Annotated in this window: 13 protein-coding genes; 7 read left to right on the forward strand and 6 right to left on the reverse strand. The window is 45.3% G+C overall.

The window, feature by feature from the left end; genetic code table 11:
- Positions 1-100 precede the first annotated feature (100 nt).
- Positions 101-4,120: a magnesium chelatase subunit H gene (locus NIES593_RS03840; RefSeq protein ID WP_073598318.1), complete on the reverse strand. Its 4,020-nt coding sequence runs from the start codon at positions 4,118-4,120 to the stop codon at positions 101-103.
- Positions 4,121-4,837: 717 nt separating this feature from the next.
- Between NIES593_RS03840 and gltX the strand changes: the two genes are divergently transcribed.
- Complete coding sequence (gene gltX, locus NIES593_RS03850) at positions 4,838-6,283, forward strand: glutamate--tRNA ligase (protein ID WP_073598319.1); 1,446 nt, start codon at positions 4,838-4,840, stop codon at positions 6,281-6,283.
- 201 nt (positions 6,284-6,484) lie between these two features.
- Here the strand turns inward: gltX and NIES593_RS03855 are convergent, their stop codons facing one another.
- Together NIES593_RS03855 and NIES593_RS03860 are read right to left on the reverse strand one after the other, a co-directional pair.
- Entirely contained in the window at positions 6,485-9,013 is a 2,529-nt protein-coding gene (locus NIES593_RS03855) for a glycogen/starch/alpha-glucan phosphorylase (protein WP_073598320.1), read from the reverse strand.
- A gap of 203 nt (positions 9,014-9,216) precedes the next feature.
- On the reverse strand, positions 9,217-10,803 hold the full coding sequence (locus NIES593_RS03860; RefSeq protein ID WP_073598321.1) for a glucose-6-phosphate isomerase: 1,587 nt from the start codon (positions 10,801-10,803) through the stop codon (positions 9,217-9,219).
- A 124-nt stretch (positions 10,804-10,927) separates the two neighbouring features.
- On the opposite strand from NIES593_RS03860, the gene NIES593_RS03865 reads away from it, so the two are divergent.
- Both NIES593_RS03865 and NIES593_RS03870 read left to right on the forward strand, forming a co-directional pair.
- Positions 10,928-12,031, forward strand: coding sequence for a formylglycine-generating enzyme family protein (locus NIES593_RS03865; RefSeq protein ID WP_073598322.1), 1,104 nt, complete (start codon positions 10,928-10,930; stop codon positions 12,029-12,031).
- A gap of 222 nt (positions 12,032-12,253) precedes the next feature.
- Positions 12,254-13,711: a hypothetical protein gene (locus NIES593_RS03870; protein WP_217651802.1), complete on the forward strand. Its 1,458-nt coding sequence runs from the start codon at positions 12,254-12,256 to the stop codon at positions 13,709-13,711.
- Positions 13,712-13,876: 165 nt separating this feature from the next.
- On the opposite strand, the gene NIES593_RS03875 is transcribed toward NIES593_RS03870, so the two are convergent.
- Positions 13,877-14,107: a helix-turn-helix domain-containing protein gene (locus tag NIES593_RS03875; RefSeq protein WP_073598323.1), complete on the reverse strand. Its 231-nt coding sequence runs from the start codon at positions 14,105-14,107 to the stop codon at positions 13,877-13,879.
- 260 nt (positions 14,108-14,367) lie between these two features.
- On the opposite strand from NIES593_RS03875, the gene NIES593_RS03880 reads away from it, so the two are divergent.
- The gene (locus NIES593_RS03880) at positions 14,368-16,020 is read left to right on the forward strand and encodes an ABC transporter substrate-binding protein (protein WP_073598324.1); all 1,653 of its coding nucleotides are present in this window, start codon (positions 14,368-14,370) and stop codon (positions 16,018-16,020) included.
- A gap of 36 nt (positions 16,021-16,056) precedes the next feature.
- On the opposite strand, the gene NIES593_RS03885 is transcribed toward NIES593_RS03880, so the two are convergent.
- Positions 16,057-16,248, reverse strand: a complete 192-nt coding sequence (locus NIES593_RS03885; RefSeq protein ID WP_073598325.1) for a hypothetical protein — start codon at positions 16,246-16,248, stop codon at positions 16,057-16,059.
- 307 nt (positions 16,249-16,555) lie between these two features.
- On the opposite strand from NIES593_RS03885, the gene NIES593_RS03890 reads away from it, so the two are divergent.
- Positions 16,556-18,121 carry a Na+/H+ antiporter gene (locus tag NIES593_RS03890; protein ID WP_073598326.1) on the forward strand — a complete coding sequence of 522 codons (1,566 nt, stop codon included), beginning with the start codon at positions 16,556-16,558 and terminating at the stop codon, positions 18,119-18,121.
- A gap of 48 nt (positions 18,122-18,169) precedes the next feature.
- On the opposite strand, the gene NIES593_RS03895 is transcribed toward NIES593_RS03890, so the two are convergent.
- Positions 18,170-18,427, reverse strand: coding sequence for a TIGR02450 family Trp-rich protein (locus NIES593_RS03895; RefSeq protein ID WP_073598327.1), 258 nt, complete (start codon positions 18,425-18,427; stop codon positions 18,170-18,172).
- A gap of 185 nt (positions 18,428-18,612) precedes the next feature.
- Here NIES593_RS03895 and NIES593_RS03900 point away from each other — a divergent pair, with 185 nt between their 5' ends.
- Positions 18,613-20,079, forward strand: coding sequence for an SLBB domain-containing protein (locus tag NIES593_RS03900; protein WP_073598328.1), 1,467 nt, complete (start codon positions 18,613-18,615; stop codon positions 20,077-20,079).
- Positions 20,080-20,157: 78 nt separating this feature from the next.
- Positions 20,158-22,476 carry a GumC family protein gene (locus NIES593_RS03905; RefSeq protein ID WP_073598329.1) on the forward strand — a complete coding sequence of 773 codons (2,319 nt, stop codon included), beginning with the start codon at positions 20,158-20,160 and terminating at the stop codon, positions 22,474-22,476.
- Positions 22,477-22,536: the final 60 nt, after the last annotated feature.

The raw sequence follows: 22,536 nt of genomic DNA on the forward strand, positions 1-22,536 counted from the left end.
TATTTAATTTGATGATGAAATTTTCGGGAAAATCATTAATAAAAAGAGACACGACAAAAAATTTTATCGCGTCTCTTTTTTATTTTATCCTACTTTAAAATTACTCAATCCCTTCAATCCGATCTTCAACTTCTTGATACAACTCGCGCAAACGGTCTAGATTCTCTTCGCTGGTTTCCCAATAACCGCGACCATTGACTTCGAGTAACGTGCCGACAATTTTGCGAAAAGAATTGGGATTGAGATTCATCAAACGCCGACACATTTCCTCATCTTTAATGAAGGTGGAATTGACATCTTCATAAACCCAATTATCGACCGCATCGGCAGTTGCAGACCAACCCATCGTATTGACAAGACGTTTTGAGAGTTCCCTAACGCCTTCGTATCCGTGACTGAGCATTCCCTCATACCACTTGGGATTGAGTAGCTTTGTCCGCGCATCCAAGCGCACGGTTTCCGATAGCGTCCGTACCTGTGCGTTAGCAGTCGTCGTATCGGCAATGTATGCCGCAGGTTTCTTGCCATCTGCCCGCAGGTTAGCAACAACTTTTGTCGGGTCGGAGTCGAAATAGTGAGAAACGTCGGTAAGACTGATCTCAGAAGAATCGAGGTTTTGGAAGGTCACTTCCGCGGTTTTGAGTGCCGATTCAAATATCTTCCGATTTTCATTCATCACGCCGGGATTGTCGGAGTCAAAGGCAAAGGACTTGCGATTGAGATACATTTCCTGTAATTCTTTTTCCTCTTCCCAACTGCTGTTTTCTACTGCCAGGTTGATGTTAGAAGAATAGGAACCGGAAGCGTTGGAGAAGATGCGAGTCGCCGCTTGACGCAAGCTTAATCCCGTATCTTTTGCTTGTTCTAGGGCGTGTTTGCGGACATAGTTCATTTCTAAGGGTTCGTCTGCTTCCGCTGCCAGCTTCACCGCTTGGTCGAGTAGATTCATCTGATTGATGAACAAGTCGCGGAAGACTCCAGAACAGTTGACCACTACGTCAATACGAGGACGACCCAATTCTTCGAGGGGAATCAATTCTAATTTATTAACTCGTCCTAAGGCATCGGGAACGGGTTTGACTCCCACCATCCACATAATTTGTGCCAAAGATTCCCCATAGGTCTTGATATTATCAGTTCCCCAGAGGACACAGGCAATGGTTTCGGGGTATTTGCCGCCATTATCTGCCTTTTGTCGCGCTAGCAGCCGGTCTACGACAATTTTAGCCGATTTTACTGCCGCAATCGTCGGAATGGATTGGGGATCTAGCGCGTGGATATTCTTGCCCGTCGGCAGAACGTCGGGATTGCGAATGGGGTCGCCTCCGGGGCCGGGAAGAACGTATTCGCCTTCGAGTGCCTTTAGCAGCGCACCGAGTTCGTTATCGGCGCAAACCTGTTCCAAGCAGAATTCGAGATATTCAAACAGGGGTTTTAATGCCTCCTGGTCAACTTTGGGATAACCCAATTGATGCAACGCTTCTATCCAAGGCGCTTTTTTGCCGATATTGAAGAAGTTAAGCTTGGAAATCATCGACACTCGTCCCTCTGCGTCTACTTGTGCCTTGACTAAGGCAGATACGGCAGCGCGAGTCGCATGGGTGATGTTTTGCAGCAAGTCAACGTCTTCGAGGATCCCTTTGTCGCTATTTTTATAGATCTCGTCGATATCGCGTCCGATGCTATTAGCAATGATACGAGGTAAGGAGAGAATTTCTTCTTCTTCGCGATCGAGACTGGCTATATTCACTAAAGTTGCGATCGCTTCTTCGGCGCTTGGCGGTTTGCCGATGACATGTAATCCGCAAGGCAGTAAGCGCGATTCGATTTCCATTAACTTGCGATAGACCAAACCGACGACGTTATCTCGTTCTTGGGCGGTCATGTTTTGGGCATTGGTTTCTGGTAAAGCGATATCTTTATCCAGATTGCACAGTCGCGCTTTATCTAAGATGGTATCGACAATCTGTACCCCGCGCCCGCTATCTTTGAGGGTTTGATAGGAACCAATTAACTCGCTGAGTTCTTTCAACCCTTTGTATAATCCTGCATTTTCGGCGGGAGGAGTGAGATAGGAGATAGTTTCGGCATAGCTGCGACGCTTGGCAATAGTCGCCTCGGAAGGATTATTTGCTGCGTAGTAGTAGAGGTTGGGAATATTGCCAATGAGGTTGTCGGGGTAACAATCTCCAGACATTCCCATTTGTTTGCCCGGCATAAATTCTAGGGATCCGTGCGTTCCGAAGTGAAGGACGGCATCTGCTTTCCAGACATGGTTGAGATAGGTATAGTAAGCGGCAAATCCGTGGTGGGGACTCGCAGAACGAGAGAATAACAAGCGCATGGGGTCGCCTTCGTATCCGAAGGTAGGCTGTACGCCGATGAAGACGTTACCGAAGTGCTTGCCGTAAATGAGTAGGTTTTGTCCGTCGCTGTTGAGATGTCCTGGCGGCGGTCCCCAGTTTTCTTCGAGACGGACTGAATAGGGGGTCAAGCTTTCGTACTGTTCGACCGACATCCGATAGGCAATGTTTAATTCGGGGCTTTTATATTGTGCCTGCGCGTCGTGAATGACCGCTTCCATTAACGCTTTGGGCGATTCCGGCAAGTCTTGTACGTCGTAACCATTGCCTTGCAGTGCCTTCATCACTTCATAAATCGAACCGAAGACATCTAAATAGGCAGCCGTTCCGACATTACCTTTATCGGGTGGGAAACTAAAGACAGTAATAGCTATTTTCTTTTCTAGTTTTGGCTTTTTGCGTAGGTTTGCCCACTTCATTGCCCGTTGCGCGATCGCTTCAATTCTATCCTGCAATGCGATCGCCCGTCCGGTGTTTCCATCTCGACCGGAGAGAATAATCGGTTCGATCGCTCCGTCTAATTCTGGAATGGCAATCTGCAAGGCAACTTGAATCGGATGCAGTCCCAGATCGCTTTCTTCCCATTCTTGCGTGGTTTGGAATACCAGGGGCAAGGCGCACATATAGGGGCGATTCAAGCGCTTAAGCGATTCAATTGCTTTGGGATGGTCTTGTCGCGCGGGACCTCCCACTAAGGCAAATCCGGTTAAAGAGACTGCGGCATCGACAAGAGGAACTTTGTCCTTTGTCATTTGTCCTTTGTCATTTGTTCTTTGTACTAATGACGAATTGTAGAAATAAGCGTCAACGGGTTTAGAAAAATCCAATCCGCCTGCAAAGACGGGAATTACCCTTGCGCCCATTGCTTCTAATTCCTGGATCGTGGCGACATAATGGGCATCATCGCCAGTAACTAGGTGCGTTCTTTGTAAAATTAGACCGATACAAGGAGCTAAAGGATCTTTGAGGTCTTCGGAAATATCGGTGCGGCTGTTATACCAATGGAGATAGTCTTTGATATCCTCAAACATTTTCATCGCTAGCGGATGCCAAATGCCCATGTCGGGATAAACAACAGGTTCTTGATACTCAACCGACTTCTCCTTATTTCGATCTTTAAAAACATATTTATCTGCCAACATTAGCAGGAAGTTCTCTAAATTGTCTGAAGAACCGCCCAACCAATACTGGAAACTGAGCATAAAATTGCGGGCATCCTGTGCCTTATCGATGGGAAGGTATTTCAGGACTTGCGGCAGAGTACGCAGGAGTTTGAGCATGGCATCTTGGAACGATGCACCCGAGTTTTCCTTGCGCTTGCGCATGAACTGCGCGATCGCGCTTTTAGACTGACCGAGTTGCGCCATCGAGAAACTTCCCATTTTATTGAGGCGCATTACCTGTGGCATCGACGGAAAGACCACGATCGCGTCCAATTTATCTCTATATGGCTGTACTGCTTCTACCACTTTTTCGGCTAGGTCTTCGATAAAAATCAGCGAGGCGATAAAAATATTCGCTTCGGCAATATCTCGCTTAAAATCTTTGTAATTTTCTCGATCGCGCAGTTCTTCGATTAAATAGCCGCTAATTTCGATCGCTAGTCTGGGATTGTTTTGGTTAATCTGCCTGACGGCGGCAGATAGAGAACTCTGGTACTGAGGCTCTAGCACGACATAGACCACCTTTAGTAAGGACCGCCCGTCTAAGTTTTCTGGAACGATATGGCGAATGGTGGACTTGACGTGAGTGAACATATATGACGCTTCTCCTTCTGATTCGGTCTGCTTGGATAGAGGAAAAAACAGGCTCAACAATTTTTAATGACCTGCAATATATAGTCCATCTGTGTTTGTATCAGAAAACGACCTACCAATGAGCGCTTACTCTCCTATTCGACACAATTTGATAAAAATAGAGCCCCTTTTTGTTACATTTTTAAACAAAAATTGCGAGTATTTACTTTATTTTTTTTAAAAAATCTTAACATAATAAATCTCTATTTGTTATAAGCGATTAGCTTTGATGCGATCGCTGAGCTTCTAATTTGAAGAGTAATAATTCAACCGCTTAATCTTTAGATGAAGAACAACGTTAAGCAACTGAGGCGACTTGGTGTTAAGGCGATCGCACAACCACCAATTACGGCATAAAATCAAGATATACACAGTGCATGAAAGTTTGGTAGTCAAAGTGATTGGTCAGTTGACTCGGGTTGATGCCGACCAACTTGAGCAATCCTTGCGAGGTTGGCTAGGCTTGTAGGCTACTCCCACAGGCGCAGTCTAACGCTGTGTTGGTGTGATTAGAATAAATGTACTGATAAGAGTTCAAGCTTGTCTGCTGCCGCTCACCTTCACCGTTATTAGTCAGTGGATAGTTGGGTTTTGACCAACCACTAACTCCTAACCAACAACATTAATTAGAATAGAAAGCTGCACGTTAAATAAAAGTCTATCTAAAAGGGGTATTTCGTGACGGTTAGAGTTCGCATCGCGCCCAGTCCGACAGGCAATTTACACATTGGAACAGCCAGAACGGCAGTCTTCAACTGGCTATTTGCCCGCCATCACGGCGGGAAGTTTATTCTAAGGATAGAAGATACGGATTTAGAGCGATCGCGCCCAGAATACACTGAAAACATCAAATCGGGACTGATTTGGCTAGGGCTGAACTGGGATGAAGGACCGTTTTTCCAAACCCAACGCCTCGATCTCTATCGCCAAGCGATTCAAACGCTTCTCGATCGAGGGTTAGCCTATCGCAGCTATACCACACCCGAAGAACTCGATCGGATGCGAGAAGAGCAAATCGCGAGAAAACAAGCCCCTCGTTATGATAATCGCGATCGCAACTTAACCGAAGAACAACGAGCAGAATTTGAAGCCCAGGGACGCAAACCCGTGATTCGCTTCAAAATAGAAGACGATCGCGAGATTATTTGGAACGATTTAATCCGGGGTAAAGTCGTCTGGAAAGGTCGGGATCTTGGCGGCGATATGGTGATTGCCCGCGCTGCCGAGAAGGAAGGGGAAGTATTCGGTCAGCCTCTCTACAATCTAGCGGTAGTCGTGGATGACATTGATATGCAAATTACCCACGTCATCCGAGGCGAGGATCACATTGCCAATACCCCAAAACAGATTTTGCTCTACGAAGCATTAGGGGCAACCGTACCGGAATTTGCCCATACGCCGCTCATTTTGAATCAAGAAGGGCGTAAGCTATCCAAGCGCGATGGAGTGACTTCTATCGATGATTTCAAGAAAATGGGTTTCTTGCCCGAAGCAATGGCAAATTATATGACCTTGCTTGGTTGGACGCCACCGGATGCAACTCAAGAAATTTTTACGCTCTCCGAAGCAGCGGAACAATTCAGTCTTGAGCGAGTCAATAAAGCTGGGGCCAAATTCGACTGGAACAAGTTAGATTGGCTCAACAGTCAATACCTTCATAAAATGCCAGCCGAGAAGTTGGTTGACTTGTTGATTCCCTACTGGCAAGAAGCAGGATATCAATTCGATCCCGAAAGCGATCGCGCTTGGTTAGAGCAACTGACAGCATTAATAGCAGGAAGTTTGACTCGCTTAGCCGATGCCCCCAAAGAAAGTCGCTTGCTGTTTGGAGAGTCGGTTAAGTATAGCGATGAAGCTATCTCCCAGTTACAACTAACCGGCGTAGCTGAGGTTATCAAAGCCGTACTAGAAGCGATTCAACCCAATCTCAGCGAAGCGAATGCTAAAGAAATCGTCGATCGCGTTACAAAAGCCCAAAACGTGAAAAAAGGATTGGTGATGAAATCGCTGCGGGCAGCCTTGATGGGAGAATTGCAAGGTCCCGATTTAATTCAATCTTGGCTATTGCTCAATCAGAAGGGCTGGGATAAAAGCCGCTTGCAACAAGCCTTAAGCCAGATTTAAATCAAAAAAGCAACAACCGCCTCTTAATCAAACACTTATTTAGTCGTATGAAGACGACTTTAACTATGAGGCAGCGATTTTAATCGAGGGGCGGTTATCGATCCTGCTGCAAGATTTCAGTTTAAATGAACTTGAACTGTTAGCTTGGAATTTGAATCCCAAGCGGTCGCGATCTTGAAATTAAGTCGATCCCAATGGGTATCAAACTAACAAACACTGACCTCCCGGACATAATTGTAAAAGTTCTACAGGAACGGGTTCGACTTTCCAAATCTTCTGAGCGTATTCTCGAATAGAGCGATCGCTAGAAAATTTTCCCATTCGCGCTACATTAAGAATAGACATCCGCGTCCAATTCTCGCGATCGCGATAGGCTTGGCTGACTTTTTCTTGAGTGTCGATATAAGACTGATAATCAGCTAAGAGCATGTAATCATCTCGGTACAGCAGATTGTCTATCAACGGTTTGAATAGATCGACATCGCCGTGGGAGAAGAAACCCGAACTAATTAAATCGATGACAGCTTTTAGTTCGGCATTTTGGTTGTAGTAATCAAAAGGTCTGTATCCTCGCGCCTTTAATCCATAAACCTCTTCAGTTGTCAAGCCAAATAAGAAAAAGTTTTCAGCCCCCACTTCCTCTCGAATTTCAACGTTAGCGCCGTCGAGGGTTCCAATCGTGAGTGCGCCATTGAGGGCAAATTTCATATTTCCCGTTCCAGAAGCTTCCTTGCCTGCCGTAGAAATTTGTTCGGATAAGTCGGCGGCGGGATAGATTCGTTGACCCAGAGTAACATTAAAGTCGGGGATAAAGACTACTTTCATGCGATCGCGCACGTCGGGATCGTTATTGACGATATTAGCGACGGAGACGATCAGCTTAATAATCAACTTTGCCATAAAGTAGCCCGGCGCTGCTTTTCCGCCAAAGATGAAAGTACGAGGCGTAATATCGAGATCCCGATCGTGTTTGAGGCGATTATAAAAAGTTATAACGTGCAGAACGTTAAGATGTTGACGTTTGTATTCGTGAATCCGTTTTACCTGAATATCGAATAACGATTTTGGATCGACGATAATATCCAGCTTTTTGCGAATATAGGCAGCTAAATCGCCCTTCGTCTCCTGCTTGATTTGTCGCCACTGCTGGCGGAATGAAGCGTCGTCCGCTAAAGTTTCTAACTTTCTAAGATCGTCAAGATGGGTAATCCACCTGTCACCAATTTTTTCGGTAATCAGTCGAGTCAGTCTAGGATTGCTGAGAACCATCCAGCGGCGAGGAGTAACGCCATTGGTTACGTTGGCGAACTTTTCGGGAAAAAATTCGTAAAAATCTTTTAGGACGGTTTTTTTGAGTAATTCGGTATGTAATTCGGCAACTCCATTAATAGCATGGGAACCAACGCAGGCAAGATTTGCCATGCGGACGTATCTTTCCCCACTTTCGTCAATCAAAGACAGGCGCGATAACTTGCCCAGATCGCGCGGATATTTCATCCGCACGCGATCCAAAAAGCGTTGATTGATTTCATAGATAATTTCTAAATGTCGGGGAAGTAGGCGACCAAATAGCTCTATCGGCCATTTTTCCAACGCTTCGGGAAGTAGGGTATGATTGGTAAAAGCAAACGTATTTTGGGTTATGTGCCAAGCTTTATCCCAGTCTATGCGATGCTCGTCCACTAACAAGCGCATCAGTTCGGCAACCCCGATAGCGGGATGGGTATCGTTGAGTTGGACGGCAAACTGTTGGTGAAACGTCTCTAGACTTACTTCGGTAGACAACAGCAAACGAATCATATCTTGCAGGGCACAGGAAACGAAAAAGTATTGCTGTTGCAAGCGCAATTCTTTGCCCTGAATGACTTCGTCATTAGGATAGAGGATTTTAGTCAAGTTTTCTGAGACAATTTTGGCATCAACGGCGCCGTAGTAGTCGCCGATATTGAATGCCTGAAAATCAAAAGATTCGATCGCTTCCGCTTTCCAGAGGCGCAGGGTATTTGCTGTATTAACTTGATATCCGAGAATGGGAGTATCGTAGGGAACTCCTTTAACCACTCGATCGGGAATCCAACGCACGCGATAGTTCCCTTTTTCGTCGTAATAGTGTTCGCTGCGACCGCCAAATTTGACTTCAACGTATTCTTCGGGACGGGCAATTTCCCAAGGATTGCCGTATTGCAACCATTTATCGGTAATTTCCACTTGCCAGCCATCTCGAATTTCTTGGTCGAAAATCCCAAATTCGTAGCGAATTCCGTAACCGATCGCTGGAATTTCTAAAGTAGAGAGAGAATCGAGGTAGCAAGCTGCGAGACGACCCAAACCACCGTTGCCCAAACCGGGTTCTTCTTCTTGTTCGATTAACTCTTGGAGGCTAAGTCCTGATTCTTCTACTGCTTGCCGGATTTTAGCGTAAATTCCCAAGTTGATGAGGTTGTTGACTAATTGGGGTCCGATGAGAAATTCTGCACTTAGATAACAAACGACTTTGACATTTTTCCTGTAAGTTTGGGTCGTGTTAAGCCAGCGCTGGAGGAGGCGATCGCGTACCGTATAAGCTAGCGCCATGTAGTAATCATTTTTGGTAGCGGTTCCGGGAAACTTCCCTTGTATATAGAAGAGATTATCTGCCAGGGCGCTTCTGAGGGTTGTGATACTTAACCCCGTGCGATCGTCTTCGACCCGGATTTGAGGGGTGAGGGAGTCTTCAAGCGGTGCATTCATCATTTTAGCCCGGATATCTGACCTGTCTGGAAGTAGTGTAAGACAGATAGTTTAAGATTTTCTTTAAGAAAAGAAATAATTAATAAACAATAGGTACCAGATCTGAGTCTAAGGAACTGTCGTTTTTGAATCCAATTATCTATCTATAAGCAGGACAATCCCAATGTTTTTCCAGGGATTGTCCCTATTTATTCTAATTTTTTTTACCCGGCTGAGACTTTGAGACTGTTAGGGTTAGCGCGATCGCCGTTCATGATAACTCCTCGCCGATTGGCTTCTAGATGGCGCACGATTTTATAGACGGCTTCTATCTCATTGGGAGAACCTGCTTTTTGGGCGAGAGTTGCCAAGTCCAGCGGTTCGCTTGCCGACTGCAAAGCTTGCATGATTTGTTTTTGCAACTCCAAAATCGACGCTGCCATTTTCTTGCCTGCCTCTACTCCCGGTTGGTGATAGGCATTGATATTGATCAAGGAAGCATACAATCCCACGGCGCGTTCGTAGAGGGCGATCGCAGCGCCGACGGTGCGCGGGTTAACTTCAGGAATGGTAATCGTAATCGAATCGCGGTGATTTTCGTAAAGCGCCGCCCTCGTTCCCTGGATGAATGCGGATAAATAGTCTCCAGAGGTAATGCCTGGATCTAACTCAATGGAATTGCCCTGACGATCTTTGAGAACTTCGATAAAGGTAACAAAGAAATTGGGAACGCCTTCTCGCAATTGTTGCACGTAAGCGTGTTGGTCGGTCGAACCTTTGTTCCCGTAGACGGCAATTCCTTGATAGACGGTGTTGCCATCGAGATCCTTTTCCTTGCCCAAGGACTCCATGACTAACTGCTGCAAGTAACGGCTGAACAGCGACAGGCTATCCTTGTAAGGAAGCACGACCATATCCTTTTCTCCCTTGCCATTGCCTGCATAGTACCAGGACAAAGCAAGCAGGGCAGCGGGATTGGTTTTGAGATTGGGGACTCTGGTGGCGGCATCCATTGCTTTCGCACCAGCAAGCATGGCACGAATATCGATCCCTTGCAAGGCAGCGGGCAGCAATCCAACGGCAGAGAGTTCTGAAGTGCGCCCTCCTACCCAGTCGAACATGGGAAAGGTAGCTAACCAGCCTTCGGATTTGGCAACTTTGTCCATATTGCTTCCCGGCATGGTAATGGCAACGGCGTGTTGGGAGAAGTTTAGCCCCTGTTTTTCGAAAGCCGCTTTTGCTTCTATCATGCCGTTACGAGTTTCGGGAGTGCCGCCCGATTTGGTGATGACGATGACTAGGGTACTGTTGAGACGATCTTTAAGGCGGGTTAAAACGCGATCGAATCCGGCAGGATCGCTGTTGTCAAAAAAATGAATCGCCATGGGGGGAAAATCTGGCGCGAGTGCCTCTGCCACGAACTGAGGACCCAACGCCGAACCACCAATGCCGATGGAGAGGATATCAGTAAATTTGAATGCTTGTGGCGGTTTAATCGCGCCCACATGAACTTTTTGAACAAAAGCTTGAATAGCTTCTACGGTTTGGATGATTTCTTGTTTTATCTCTTCGGTAGGGGCTAAATCGGGATCGCGCAGCCAGTAGTGCCCGACCATGCGGTTTTCGTCGGGGTTCGCGATCGCGCCTTTCTCTAAAGCATCCATGTCTTGGAAGGCTTTGGCAAATTTTGGCTTCAAAGTTTCTATCAGCCCCTCATCAAACCGCATCCGGCTGATATCGAGGTACATTTCCAAACTTTCGTGATAGTACAGCCAATCTTGGTATCGTTGCCAGAGTTGTTGAGGAGTCATGAGTCTCGATTTTCGGTTATCCGTTTATCAATTATCGGTCATCGTCTATTCAGTTCTCTATATTCACTCATTTTTTAAAGGTTAAGTAACGATCGTAGGTAAGACACTCGATCTTTTTTTTGTCATGGGTAACATTCAAGTAAGTGCGCGAATTCCTGCTAATCTTTATGAAAAGCTGGTTATTGAGGCGCAAACGCTGAAAGTCTCGAAGTCTGAACTTCTCCTTACCGCTCTCGCTCAATATTTCAATAACACCCAAGATATTCCCCTCAATTTGAAATTAGCACAACTAGAGAAAAGAGTCGCCGCTCTAGAAGCACAATCGAGGGAAGCGCGATCGCTCGCTTCGCCGAGAGAAACTACGGGAGCTGCTTCAATCATAGCGCTACCCCCTTTGCAAACATACCAGTTCGAGCTAGTCAGCGTCGATATCAAAGGAGAAATCTGTCAGCGCACGCCAGCAACGGCTCAATACTTCAGCGAAAACTTGGGTAATGGGATTTCTTTAGCCATGCTTTCGATTCGGGGGGGAACTTTTCTCATGGGCAGTCGCGAAACCGAAAAAGGCAGTCGGGAATGGGAAAAACCTCAGCATCAAGTCGCCCTCAACGATTATTTTATGAGCCAGTTTCCCATTGCTCAAGTCCAGTGGAGAGCCGTAGCTAACCTGCCCAAAGTCCGACGCTCTCTTAACCCAGATCCCTCTTATTTCAAAGGAGACGATCGCCCGGTAGAAAGAGTTTCTTGGTACGACGCGATTGAATTTTGCGATCGCTTATCGAGTCTAACGGGTCGTTCCTATCGGCTTCCCAGCGAAGCGGAATGGGAATATGCTTGTCGGGGAGGGACGACAACACCTTTTTATTTCGGCGAGACGAGCGCGGGAGGGTTAGTCAATTATATGTCTCGGAGAATTTATCGACAAGAATCGCCACAACTCGATCGCCAAGAAACAACTCCAGTCGGCAGTTTTCCTCCTAATGCCTTTGGTTTGTACGATATGCATGGAAATGTTTGGGAATGGTGTAGCGATCGCTGGCACGATAATTATGAAGGCGCACCCGTTGATGGCAGCGCTTGGCTATCCGAGTCTGAGGATGCCTATCGCTTGCTGCGCGGCGGTTCGTGGGACTTCTATCCAGAATGCTGTCGCTCGGCATCTCGCTTCAGTTGTCCCCCGACAGCAGCATCGATTAATCAAATCGGCGTGCGGGTGGTTTGTATTTAGACGGCAATTCTTAACTAAATGAGGGACATAACTTCTAGTTTTAAGACAAAAGTTTTCTTCCCTCATCACTGTGCTGTATCATCAACCGCGCTCGAAAAAAAAGCAGTAGACCATGACCCTCAGAGACTAGATTTTTCCCTAAACTGATGTCAAAGCTGTCGAACACTTGACTTAGATACAGCACTTGAATACTATAAGTAGCAACTTCCTTTGCAGTAGTACATGAAAACTAGCCAGCTATCAATATTTACTAACCAAGAACTACCCGAACAACCTTCCATTGTAGATAACAACTTGCAAGATTCTGCTTCTTATATTCATGTTGCAAATAGGATTCCAGTTAATATACCCAATGGAGCGTTCATTTCTATTGAGAGACTTACACCTCTAAAGGTGTACTCTCTTGGCTTTCAACCTGCAAAAACAATTCCTGAAATACCGTATTGGTTTCTTGAGAAATATACTGCTGAGGGAGCAGTTATTCTAGAGCCATTTGCAGGTTCAGGAACTAGCATTATTGAAGCACTAAAACTAAGTAGAAGGGTTGTTTGGTTAGATTATCATCCACTCAGTCAGCTAACATGCCAAGTTAAAACTACTCGATTGTCACTCGCTGAAGTTTTAGATGAGTGTTCTAAGATAACTAAAGATTTAGACTTTGCAAAGGTTCCTAGTAGTAGCGTAAATTTTAGCAACAAAGACTTTTGGTTTCAAAAGCCAGTTCAAGAGGGTTTAGAAATTCTCAAGGATAGGATTTTTTCGTCCAAAGCAATATATAAGCCTGTTTTACTGCTTGCTTTTGCGTCAACAGTCCGAAAATGCTCTGATATGAACGATGGCATGATATTGGCAGCACGTCGTTCTAATGTCAAGGAAGTTCCAAAAAGAACACGCTCAGATGTTTTTAAATATTTTCACTTCTATATTGAGAAAGTGTTGGAATCTCTCGCGCAATGGTATCAGCTTGATTGGGATACTTCTTGGGTAAAAGAGGCTGAATCACGCGATGCACGTAGTTTGAATGGAGACTGGACGTGTGACGCTATCGTGACATCTCCCCCTTATGTCAATGCAATTGATTATGTTTGGGCTTCTAAGTTTGAGTTACATTGGCTAGACTTTGTGAAAAGCGATCGAGATAGGCTCAACTTATACTCGAAAGAGATCGGTACTGAGAGAATTCCGAGTTTAGAATACAAACAACTAGGAAAAACAGGTCATAAAAAACTCGATGACCTAATCGCAGAGATTTTTTATGGCAACAAATACAAAGCTAGTAAAGGACAGAATGAGTTAAGGGCTAGAGTTGTCTATAAGTACTTCATCGACATGAAGCAGCATTTCTCTAGTTGTTATGAAAAACTCAGAGAAGGTGGATACTACTGTTTTTCAGTGGGCGATCTCAGTAAGATTTGTGGAGTCGATCTTGCCGTCGCTGATTCACTTGTTGATTTTGCTACCGATATTGGCTTTCATGAAGTATTCAGATTTCACTTATTGTTAAAGAATCGTAAGTTGAATATTCCTAGAAATGTGAATTGGGCTGGAATTATAAAACACGACACAATCGTAGTATTGCAAAAAAAAATAACTCAACTAATTCTTTTCATATTAAGTCGCGTCCAATCGAATAATTCCCATCATTTTGTCTTAAAAAAAGTTCCATGTCGAAGCCAGTAATTTGTTTGATAAAGTCTAAGCTTGCTTGTCCTGTTAAAACATTCCAACCGCCGCTTCTACACGCTTGAATAGCCGCAGGGAGATTATCGGTTCTTAATATTAGTAGAGAACCATACTTTTTATACTGAAATAAGATTGCTCCGAGGATTTGTTGCAAACTAGAGTTCATAGTTTCTCATCACTATTTTCCTTATCTCTAAGGCAATCAACTAGACTCACACCCAGAGCATTTGCAATTTTCTCGGCGTTAATAAGCGTTATATTTCTCTCACCCCGCTCAACTGCACCCACATAGGTACGGTGAAGACCAGCTTTGTCAGCCAAAGCATCTTGTGAAAGACCTTGGGATACCCTTAGTCGTCTGATGTTTTCACCAAATAGTCTAGTGATACTCATATTGATCTATTAACGCTCTATGCGATCCACAGAGCGATAGACTATAAGTAGCACTCTTGTTAAAGGGGTAATTTGAATATTCTACACTGCGGCTACTTCAGTGCTAAAATTTGCCGTAAAGGTTGGAACTAACGTGGTTTTTGCTTTACACCGATAACTTAAAGCAGCCTAACGATATTTTTACTGAAGTATAGGAACCGTTGCGCTTTATTATTTTTCGATAGGGATAACCGATCGAGACAGTCGCAGTAAGACGATAGATGAAAACTAACTGGTTCCTTTTTTCTTCAAAGCGGTGGCGCAAGCTGGGACGACTTCTGAGTCTGTGCTTGCTCTGTTTTTCCCTAGCGGTTGGCTGCAATCGAGAGCAAAGTTCTCTTCCTACGCAGGTTACGGGCAACAATCGCGATCGCATTACTATCGGCACGACGCTACAACCCCGAACTCTCGATCCTGCCGACAGTTACGAACTGGCTGGATTGATGGTTATCTATAACCTCAGCGATACCCTCTATACTTACGAACTGGGTACTCCCAAATTAAAGCCTCAATTAGCGACGGCAATGCCCAAAGTCAGCGAGGACGGTTTGACTTACACTATCCCCCTGCGGCAGGGCGTTATTTTTCACGATGGAACGCCTTTTAACGCCGAAGCGATGGCATTCTCTCTCAAACGCTTCATCGAAAATGGCGGCGAACCATCTTTCTTATTGGCAGATACCGTTGAGAAAATAGAAGCAACGGGAGATCGCGAACTGACCATCAAACTCAAACGACCGTTTGCAGCTTTTCCCTCATTGCTGGCTTTTCCTGGCGCTTGTGCCGTTTCTCCTAAAGCTTATGAAATCGGGCAGGAGAAATTTAATCCCACCAAATTTGTCGGCACGGGCCCCTATCGGTTGGCGCGCTACAGAAACGATTCGGTGCGCCTAGAAGCCTTCGATCGCTACTGGGGAGAAAAACCCAAAAATAAGGGGATTAACCTGCAAATCTATGCAGGCAATGAGGCAAACTTGTATAATGCCTTCCGTAGCAGAGCTGTCGATGTGGCTTATCAATCTCTCGCTCCCCAACAGATTAGAAAGCTGCAAGAGGGGGCGGCTAGCGGCAACTGGCAAGCGATTGAAACATTGGGCGGTGCCGTCAATTTTATGGCGCTCAATCTCAATCTCGAACCGATAAAACAAAGAGCCGTTCGAGAAGCGATCGCGGCTTTAATCGATCGCCCGTTTCTGATCGAGCGAGTCTTGCAGGGACGGGGAGAACCCGTCTATAGCCTGATTCCCAAGACGTTTGATGTCTATAAGCCAGTGTTTGCACAAACCTATGGCAATGTCGATCTAGCGGCGGTCAAACAACTGCTAGCCGAAGCGGGATACTCGGCTCAAAATCCGGTGACGGTAGAACTTTGGCACTCTTCTAGTTCGCTTCCTTTCAGCATCGTAGCTGCTATCCTCAAAGCGATCGCCAAACGCGATTTAGACGGGGCAATCCAATTTGAGCCGAATAGCATTGCCAGAACTGCCTTCTTTGGTTACGTCAGTCAAGGCATTTATCAAACCTCTTTTTCTAATTGGTATCCCGATTTTTTAGATGCTGATAACTATGTCTATCCTCTGCTGCACTGCGCCAAGGGAACCGAAGCCAAAGGGTGCGAGGAGGGAGGTTCTCAAAGTCAGGGTTCGGCTTACTACAGCGATCGCGTCAACCAATTAATCGAACAACAGCGACAAGAACAAAATCCTCAAAAACGAAAGGCAATCTTTGCTGAAATTCAGGAAATTCTGGCACGCGACGTTCCCTACATTCCCCTTTGGCAAACGAAAGACTATGCTTTTGCTCAAAATGACATCGTTGGAGTGACTATCAATCCCAGTCAAACTTTTCCTTTCTGGACGATAAAACGCAACTAAGCGCCAGGAAGTGAGATTATAGATGAATCGGTCGGGCTAGGACTGGACTTTTCCCACTTTGGAAAGCAATAATTCAGGGTTGTGGGATTTGCGATCTTCTTCTGAGTTCGAGCTAGGGTAAGACTCGGAAAAAGATGTTGCTTTGACAACAACCCATAGACCCGTCTTTGGATCTCGATAGGTCGTAAAAGGATTTGGCTGTAAGGGTTCGTTAGATGACTTAACCATTTTGACTGTCGCTTTTACCTTGTTTTTATTGTAGTTCGCAGGCAAGCACAAACTACGATCGAAATCACATTTTAGAGCGATCTCGATCGCTTTCTCAACGACTTTTTTTCATGGGCAATAAGGAGTTTATACCAATTTTCAGGTTTTCGCGATCGACATTCTTCTCCCCTCTCCCAGTTTGGGAGAGGGGTTGGGGTGAGGTCGATCTCATTAATGGATGAAAAATGGTATTAGTCTATTTCCAAATGCCATTTATCGCATTCCGATCGAGCGGCGATCGCTACCAACAATTATCTAAGGTTATCGAATGAGTATAGAGTCCACAGCCGATCTGGCAATCAAACAAAGTTTAGAGCAATTTTTAATTATTCTTTCAGTCTCTTTGAGCGTTGCTACTGTAGCCCGAATTTTTAGTTGGATTCGCCAAATTCCTTACACGTTATTGTTAGTTATCGTTGGACTGGTTCTAGCTTTTATAGATATCAAGCTCATCAATCTTTCCCCAGAATTGATTTTAGAAATATTTCTTCCTCCTTTATTGTTTGAAGCTGCCTGGAATGTCCGCTGGCGAGATTTAAAAGAAAATTGGTTTCCCATCACTCTCTTTGCCATTTTTGGCGTAATTATTTCCGTCGTTGGCGTTGCTTTTGCCCTCAATCAATTCACGGCTTTATCTTTAATGACCGCTTTATTAGTAGGAGCGAGTCTTTCGACCACCGATCCGGTTTCTGTCGTCGCTCTCTTTCGGGAAGTCGGTACTGGAAAACAATTATCGATTTTGATGGAGGGAGAAAGTTTATTTAATGATGGCGTAGCCGTTGTCATCTTCGTCTTGTTGGTAGAAATCGTACAAGGAACCCAAGACTTTTCAGTTGAGACAACATTCGCCCGCTTCTTTACTTTTGCTGGGATTGGTGTAGGCATGGGGTGTTTGGTTGGGTTCGGCATTTCCTATCTCACTCAGCGGCTTGACCTCCCCCTTGTCGAACAATCTTTAACGCTCGTTTCTGCCTACGGTTCCTATTTAATTACCGAAGAATTAGGCGGTTCTGGGGTGATTGGCGTTGTCACCGTCGGTCTTATTTTAGGCAACTTTGGCTCAAGAGTCGGCATGAATCCGCGCACCCGCTTGTTAGTTTCAGAATTTTGGGAGTTTTTAGCATTTTTTGTCAATTCAATCGTCTTTTTATTGATTGGCGATCGAATTAAAATTTCTAGCCTCAGCGATAATTTAGATTTAATTTTTGTCGCGATCGCCGCCGTCATCGTGACGAGAAGTATTGCTATTTATGGCTTGGCAAGTTTGAGTAATTGGATAGCAAATACTAAAATTAGCTTAAGAGAACAGACGGTTTTATGGTGGGCGGGATTGAGAGGTTCGGTTTCCATTGCTCTGGCTTTGAGCGTACCCGCAACGTTAATAGAAAGACAAGAAATTATAGAAACCGTTTTTGGTGTAGTTTTATTTACCTTATTATTTCAGGGATTGACAACCAAATTTTTGCTCGAAAAATTGGAGTTAGTTGGCGATCGCCCCCTTCGGCAAGAATATTCAAAATTGCTTGCCCGTCGAGTTGCCCTCAAGCGAGTGTTAGATTATTTAGCCAAACTCGATAATTCTCCCGGTGTCGATCCCGAATTGTACCGTCAGGAAAAAGAATTAATCAAAGAGCAACTGGAGACAGTAGAAGAAAATATTCAAAAGCTACAAACGCAGTACGCTCAACTGCGATCGCTCGATATGGAACAACTGCGAGAACAATTATTAGAAATCGAAGCCGATACCTATGCCGAGTTTATTCGAGCTGGACGATTAAATGCAAATATTCCCCCATTACTTCAAGAAATTTGGGCAAAAGGGCAGGAAAGTTAATTGTCATTTGTCATTAGTCAGTTGTCAGTTATATATAGCTTAATTAAGCTATATATCTTCTATTTCTTCCAATTGATTCATTTCTGCCAAAGTTTGCCAACCTGCTTGCCAAAGAGATTTATCTTTGAGCTGTTTGGCATTAATCCAAAAGCGAACGTTCGGATCGCAAGAAGCGACCATTTCAGCAAAAACCCATTGCCCTCGATCTCTGCGGTTAATAACTTGAAAATGTCGCCATCCCCAAGTCGTTTGCTTCGCCGTCCACTTCGATCCCAATAGATAAGGAAACTTTTGTTTGTTGGTCATATTCCTTTACCTAGCCCAAATATCTCCTAAAATAAAATCTGCTCCTCGACCGAGTAATATTTTTTGGTCATAGGCACTCGTCCGTGGTTTAATTCTGCTAATGTAATCTAAAAATTATCATTTGATTGTTAGGTTCAAACTGAATTGCCGCTGGGCTAATCGTCTGTAGCATCTGTAGGAAGTTAATGATGTTCGATCCGATCTCTCGTCAAGTTTTTAGTATTAGAAGCCGCCGAGCTTCTGCCCTAACTGCCGCCTTTGTAGTATTGTCTTCTCTAAGCGTACCAGCCTACGCCCAACAACCGCAGGCAACCACAAACGTTCAATCCCCAAGCGCTAGCAATTTATCGCCAGCAGAAACAGAATATACCCTGGGAGCGGGCGATCGCATCCGCGTCGATATCTTTCAGGTAGAGGAACTAAGCGGAGAGTTTCTAGTCTTAGTAGACGGCACCGTTAGCTTTCCCCTGGTTGGCAACCTGAAAGTCGAGGGGCTGACCACGCAGCAACTCAGCTCCGTTTTATCGCAAAACTATGCCCCCTTTCTCAAGCGTCCCGTCGTTACCGTCAGCCTGCTTGCCCCCCGTCCCCTTAAAATTGCCGTTGCAGGAGAGGTCAATAGTCCCGGTTCGTATACGCTACCTCTAGGAGAAACGGGAAAATTTCCCTCAGTGACCGATCTGATTCGGCAAGCTGGGGGAGTCACTGCATCTGCGGATGTCGGTCAAGTACAAATTCGACGATTTTTTCAAGGAAAACAACAAGTTTTGACCTTGAATATGTGGGAGTTACTCCAGGAAGGCAATCAAGGTCAGAATATTACTTTGCGCGATGGAGACACAGTAATCATCCCCACAAAAGCCGAAAGCGATCCGACAGAAATTCGTCAACTCGCCGATGCTAACTTTGGCATTCAGGCAGATCGAGAACTGAATGTAGCGGTAGTTGGAGAAGTGGCTCGTCCGGGATCTTACAAACTTACCCCACAACAAGGAAGAACTGGCGAGAATAATACTAGCATCAACAATGTTAAACTAGAACCTCCTCGGTTGAGTAATGCCATTCAACTTGCTGGGGGAATTAAACCTTTAGCAGACGTTCGTCACATAGAAGTTCGTCGCCAAACGCGATCGGGAACCCAACAGATTATCGCAGTAGATTTGTGGGATCTGCTTCAGAGTGGAAATATCGACCGAGACGTAATTTTACAAGATGGAGATACAATCGTCATCCCGACCGCCGAAGCTCTAAACCCAGAAGAATCCGAATCCCTGGCGGCTGCAAGTTTTTCTCCAGCAACGATTCGAGTTAACGTAGTCGGGGAAGTCAAACAACCAGGCGTAGTAGAAGTTCCGCCCAATACCCCGCTAAACCAAGCACTGTTAGCCGCAGGAGGCTTTAACGAGCAGCGTGCCGAGACCGATAAGGTAGAGTTGGTTCGCCTCAATCCCAATGGCACGGTAACTAAGCGAGAGATCGAGCTAGATTTTTCCAGTGGGATAGATGACGAGAAAAACCCCGCCTTGCGCAACAATGATGTGGTTGTCGTCAATCGTTCTGGTTTGGCAAGTGCAACAGATACTCTGGGTACGGTGTTGAGTCCTATCGGCTCGATTTTTGGCTTCTTTAATTTCTTTAGGATTTTTAATTAATATTGTGACGAGGTTGGCAATGGAAAAATTAAATTTTTAAGATTAAAATTCGCACAGAATTAGGTGAGGATAAGCAGTATGGAAGACAAAACTTCCGCGCAATACACCCTACTAAAAGCCCAAGAAAATGGGAATCATATCTATCCCCAACCCTTGCTGGCTAAACCCGATCGCGATGAAGACGAAGAAATCGATCTGCGTCAGTTATGGGCGATCGCTAAATACCGCCTGCGACTGATCGCCTCAGTTGCGATCGGCGTGACGGTTCTGACTAGCTTATGGACCTTTACTCGAACCCCGATCTACGAAGGCAAGTTTCGACTTTTGATTGGAAAACCAATCGATAACGAGGAAATGAGAACGGGAGCGGAAAATCTGCTCAAGGGTTTAGGGATTAGAAACAATGAAATAGACTACGACAGTCAAATAGAAGTTTTGCTCAGTCCTAGCATTCTCAATCCAATCGTTGAGAAGATAGCCTCTAAATATCCCGACGATAAACAAGATGAATACGATGAATTTGTCTTTGAACAAAAGAAAAAGAAATCACCACTGCAAATCGAACGATTAGAAGAAACCAAAATTTTAGAGATCTCCTTCAAAGACAAAGACCAAGAAAAAATTAATTATGTTTTAGACCTTCTAGCAGATGCTTATCTGCGCTATTCGTTAGACGAACGAAAAAGCGAGATCGACCAGGGAATTGAGTTTGTCAAACAGCAGTTGCCCAAGTTACGCCAGCAAGTTCGGCTAAGAGAAGAACAACTGCAACAGTTTCGACAGCGGCAGAGCTTCTTCAATCCAGAGAGACAAGCCGATCTGTTATCCGAGCAGCTATCTAGCTTGCAAAGAAGGTACTTAGACACTCGGGTCAGAATAAACGAACTCAATTCTTTGTATCAAATTCTGGAAAAACAGCTGGGATTCGATCCCGATCGCGCAATTATAGCGAGTTATCTTAGCGAAGCACCTCGCTACCAAGAATTACTCAAACAACTCCAGAAAGTCGAAATTGCACTCGCTCAACAATCGGCGATTTATCAAGATAGCAGTCCAGTCATTGAGAACCTCCAAGAAAAACGAAACAATTTGCTGCCCCTGCTGCAAGAGGAAGCCCAAAAAGTGCTCGGCAAGAAATTATCCGGAGTAGTCGCCAATTCCCCCTCCCTAGCTTCTCCTAGTTCGCTGCGGTTGGGACTCACTCGACAGTTTATTGAAACTGCCAACGAGCGCGAAGCCTTACAGATTAGGCGCAATGCTCTAGAACGGCAAATCCAGAGCGCAAGACGGAGAATTCGACAGATGCCTTTATTGGCTCGTCAGTATACGGAGTTATTGCGAGAATTGAAGGTAGAAACCGAAGGCTTGAATCGGTTTTTGGAGCAGCAGCAAAATCTCCAGATCGAAGCCGCTCAGCGAGTCGTTCCTTGGAGAATTATCGCCAAACCAAAGCTGGGAGAAGATCCCGTCTCTCCCAAACCCGTCCGAAATCTCGCTTTGGGCTTAGTAGGAGGTTTATTATTGGGATTGGGGGCTGCCTTTTTGGCAGAACGCTTAGAACCAGTTTTTCATTCTTCTGAAGAACTGAAAAAAGCAGCTAATCTCCCTCTTCTTGGCGTTATCCCCCTACAAAAAGATCTTCAGGATATCGAGAAAACGCTGAAATTCAGTCTGCCCAAGCTACAAATCGGCAATAATCCCATCGGTTCTCTAAATGAGAATGGTTCTCAGCCCAAGGGCTATCAATCGTCGGGATTCCTGGAGGCATTTCGTTCGCTCAATACCAATATTCAACTGTTGGGCGGCGATCGCGAGTTTAACTCTTTGGTAATTAGTTCGGCGCAAGCAGGAGACGGAAAATCTACCGTTTCTACCAACTTGGCTCAGGCAGCAGCCGCAATGGGACAGCGCGTACTCGTCATCGATGCTGACCTTCGACGACCTCAAGTCCACAAGCGGCTGGGAATCGCCAACGATCGCGGACTGAGTAACGTTCTCGCCACGGGGTTGTCAACACAAGAAGCGATCCAACAAGTTCCTCAGTGGGAAAATTTATTTGTGATGACGGCTGGAGATCTTCCCCCCGATCCGCTCAGATTGCTTGCCTCCAAGCGCATGAAACAAGTGATAGAGGACTTACACCACAAGAGTACCTTCGATCTGATTATTTACGATACGCCTCCCGTGTTGGGGTTTGCCGACGGTCGGATTTTGGCAGCACTGACCAGCGGCATCGTTTTAGTGACGAGGATAAATAAAACTGACCGCACGGCTTTGAAGAACTGTGTCGATCAATTGAGGCTGGCGCACGTTTCTATCCTGGGTTTAGTCGCCAATGGAGAGAGCAGTGACAGTTCCGGTGCTTTTCAATACGGTCACTACTATAGCGATCGCTGAGTTTGTTAAACAATTCAAAATTCAAAGTGCGAAGTTCAAAATGTTTGGCTTGCTCATTTT

Source organism: Hydrococcus rivularis NIES-593 (assembly GCF_001904635.1).
Classification (GTDB): domain Bacteria; phylum Cyanobacteriota; class Cyanobacteriia; order Cyanobacteriales; family Microcystaceae; genus Hydrococcus; species Hydrococcus rivularis.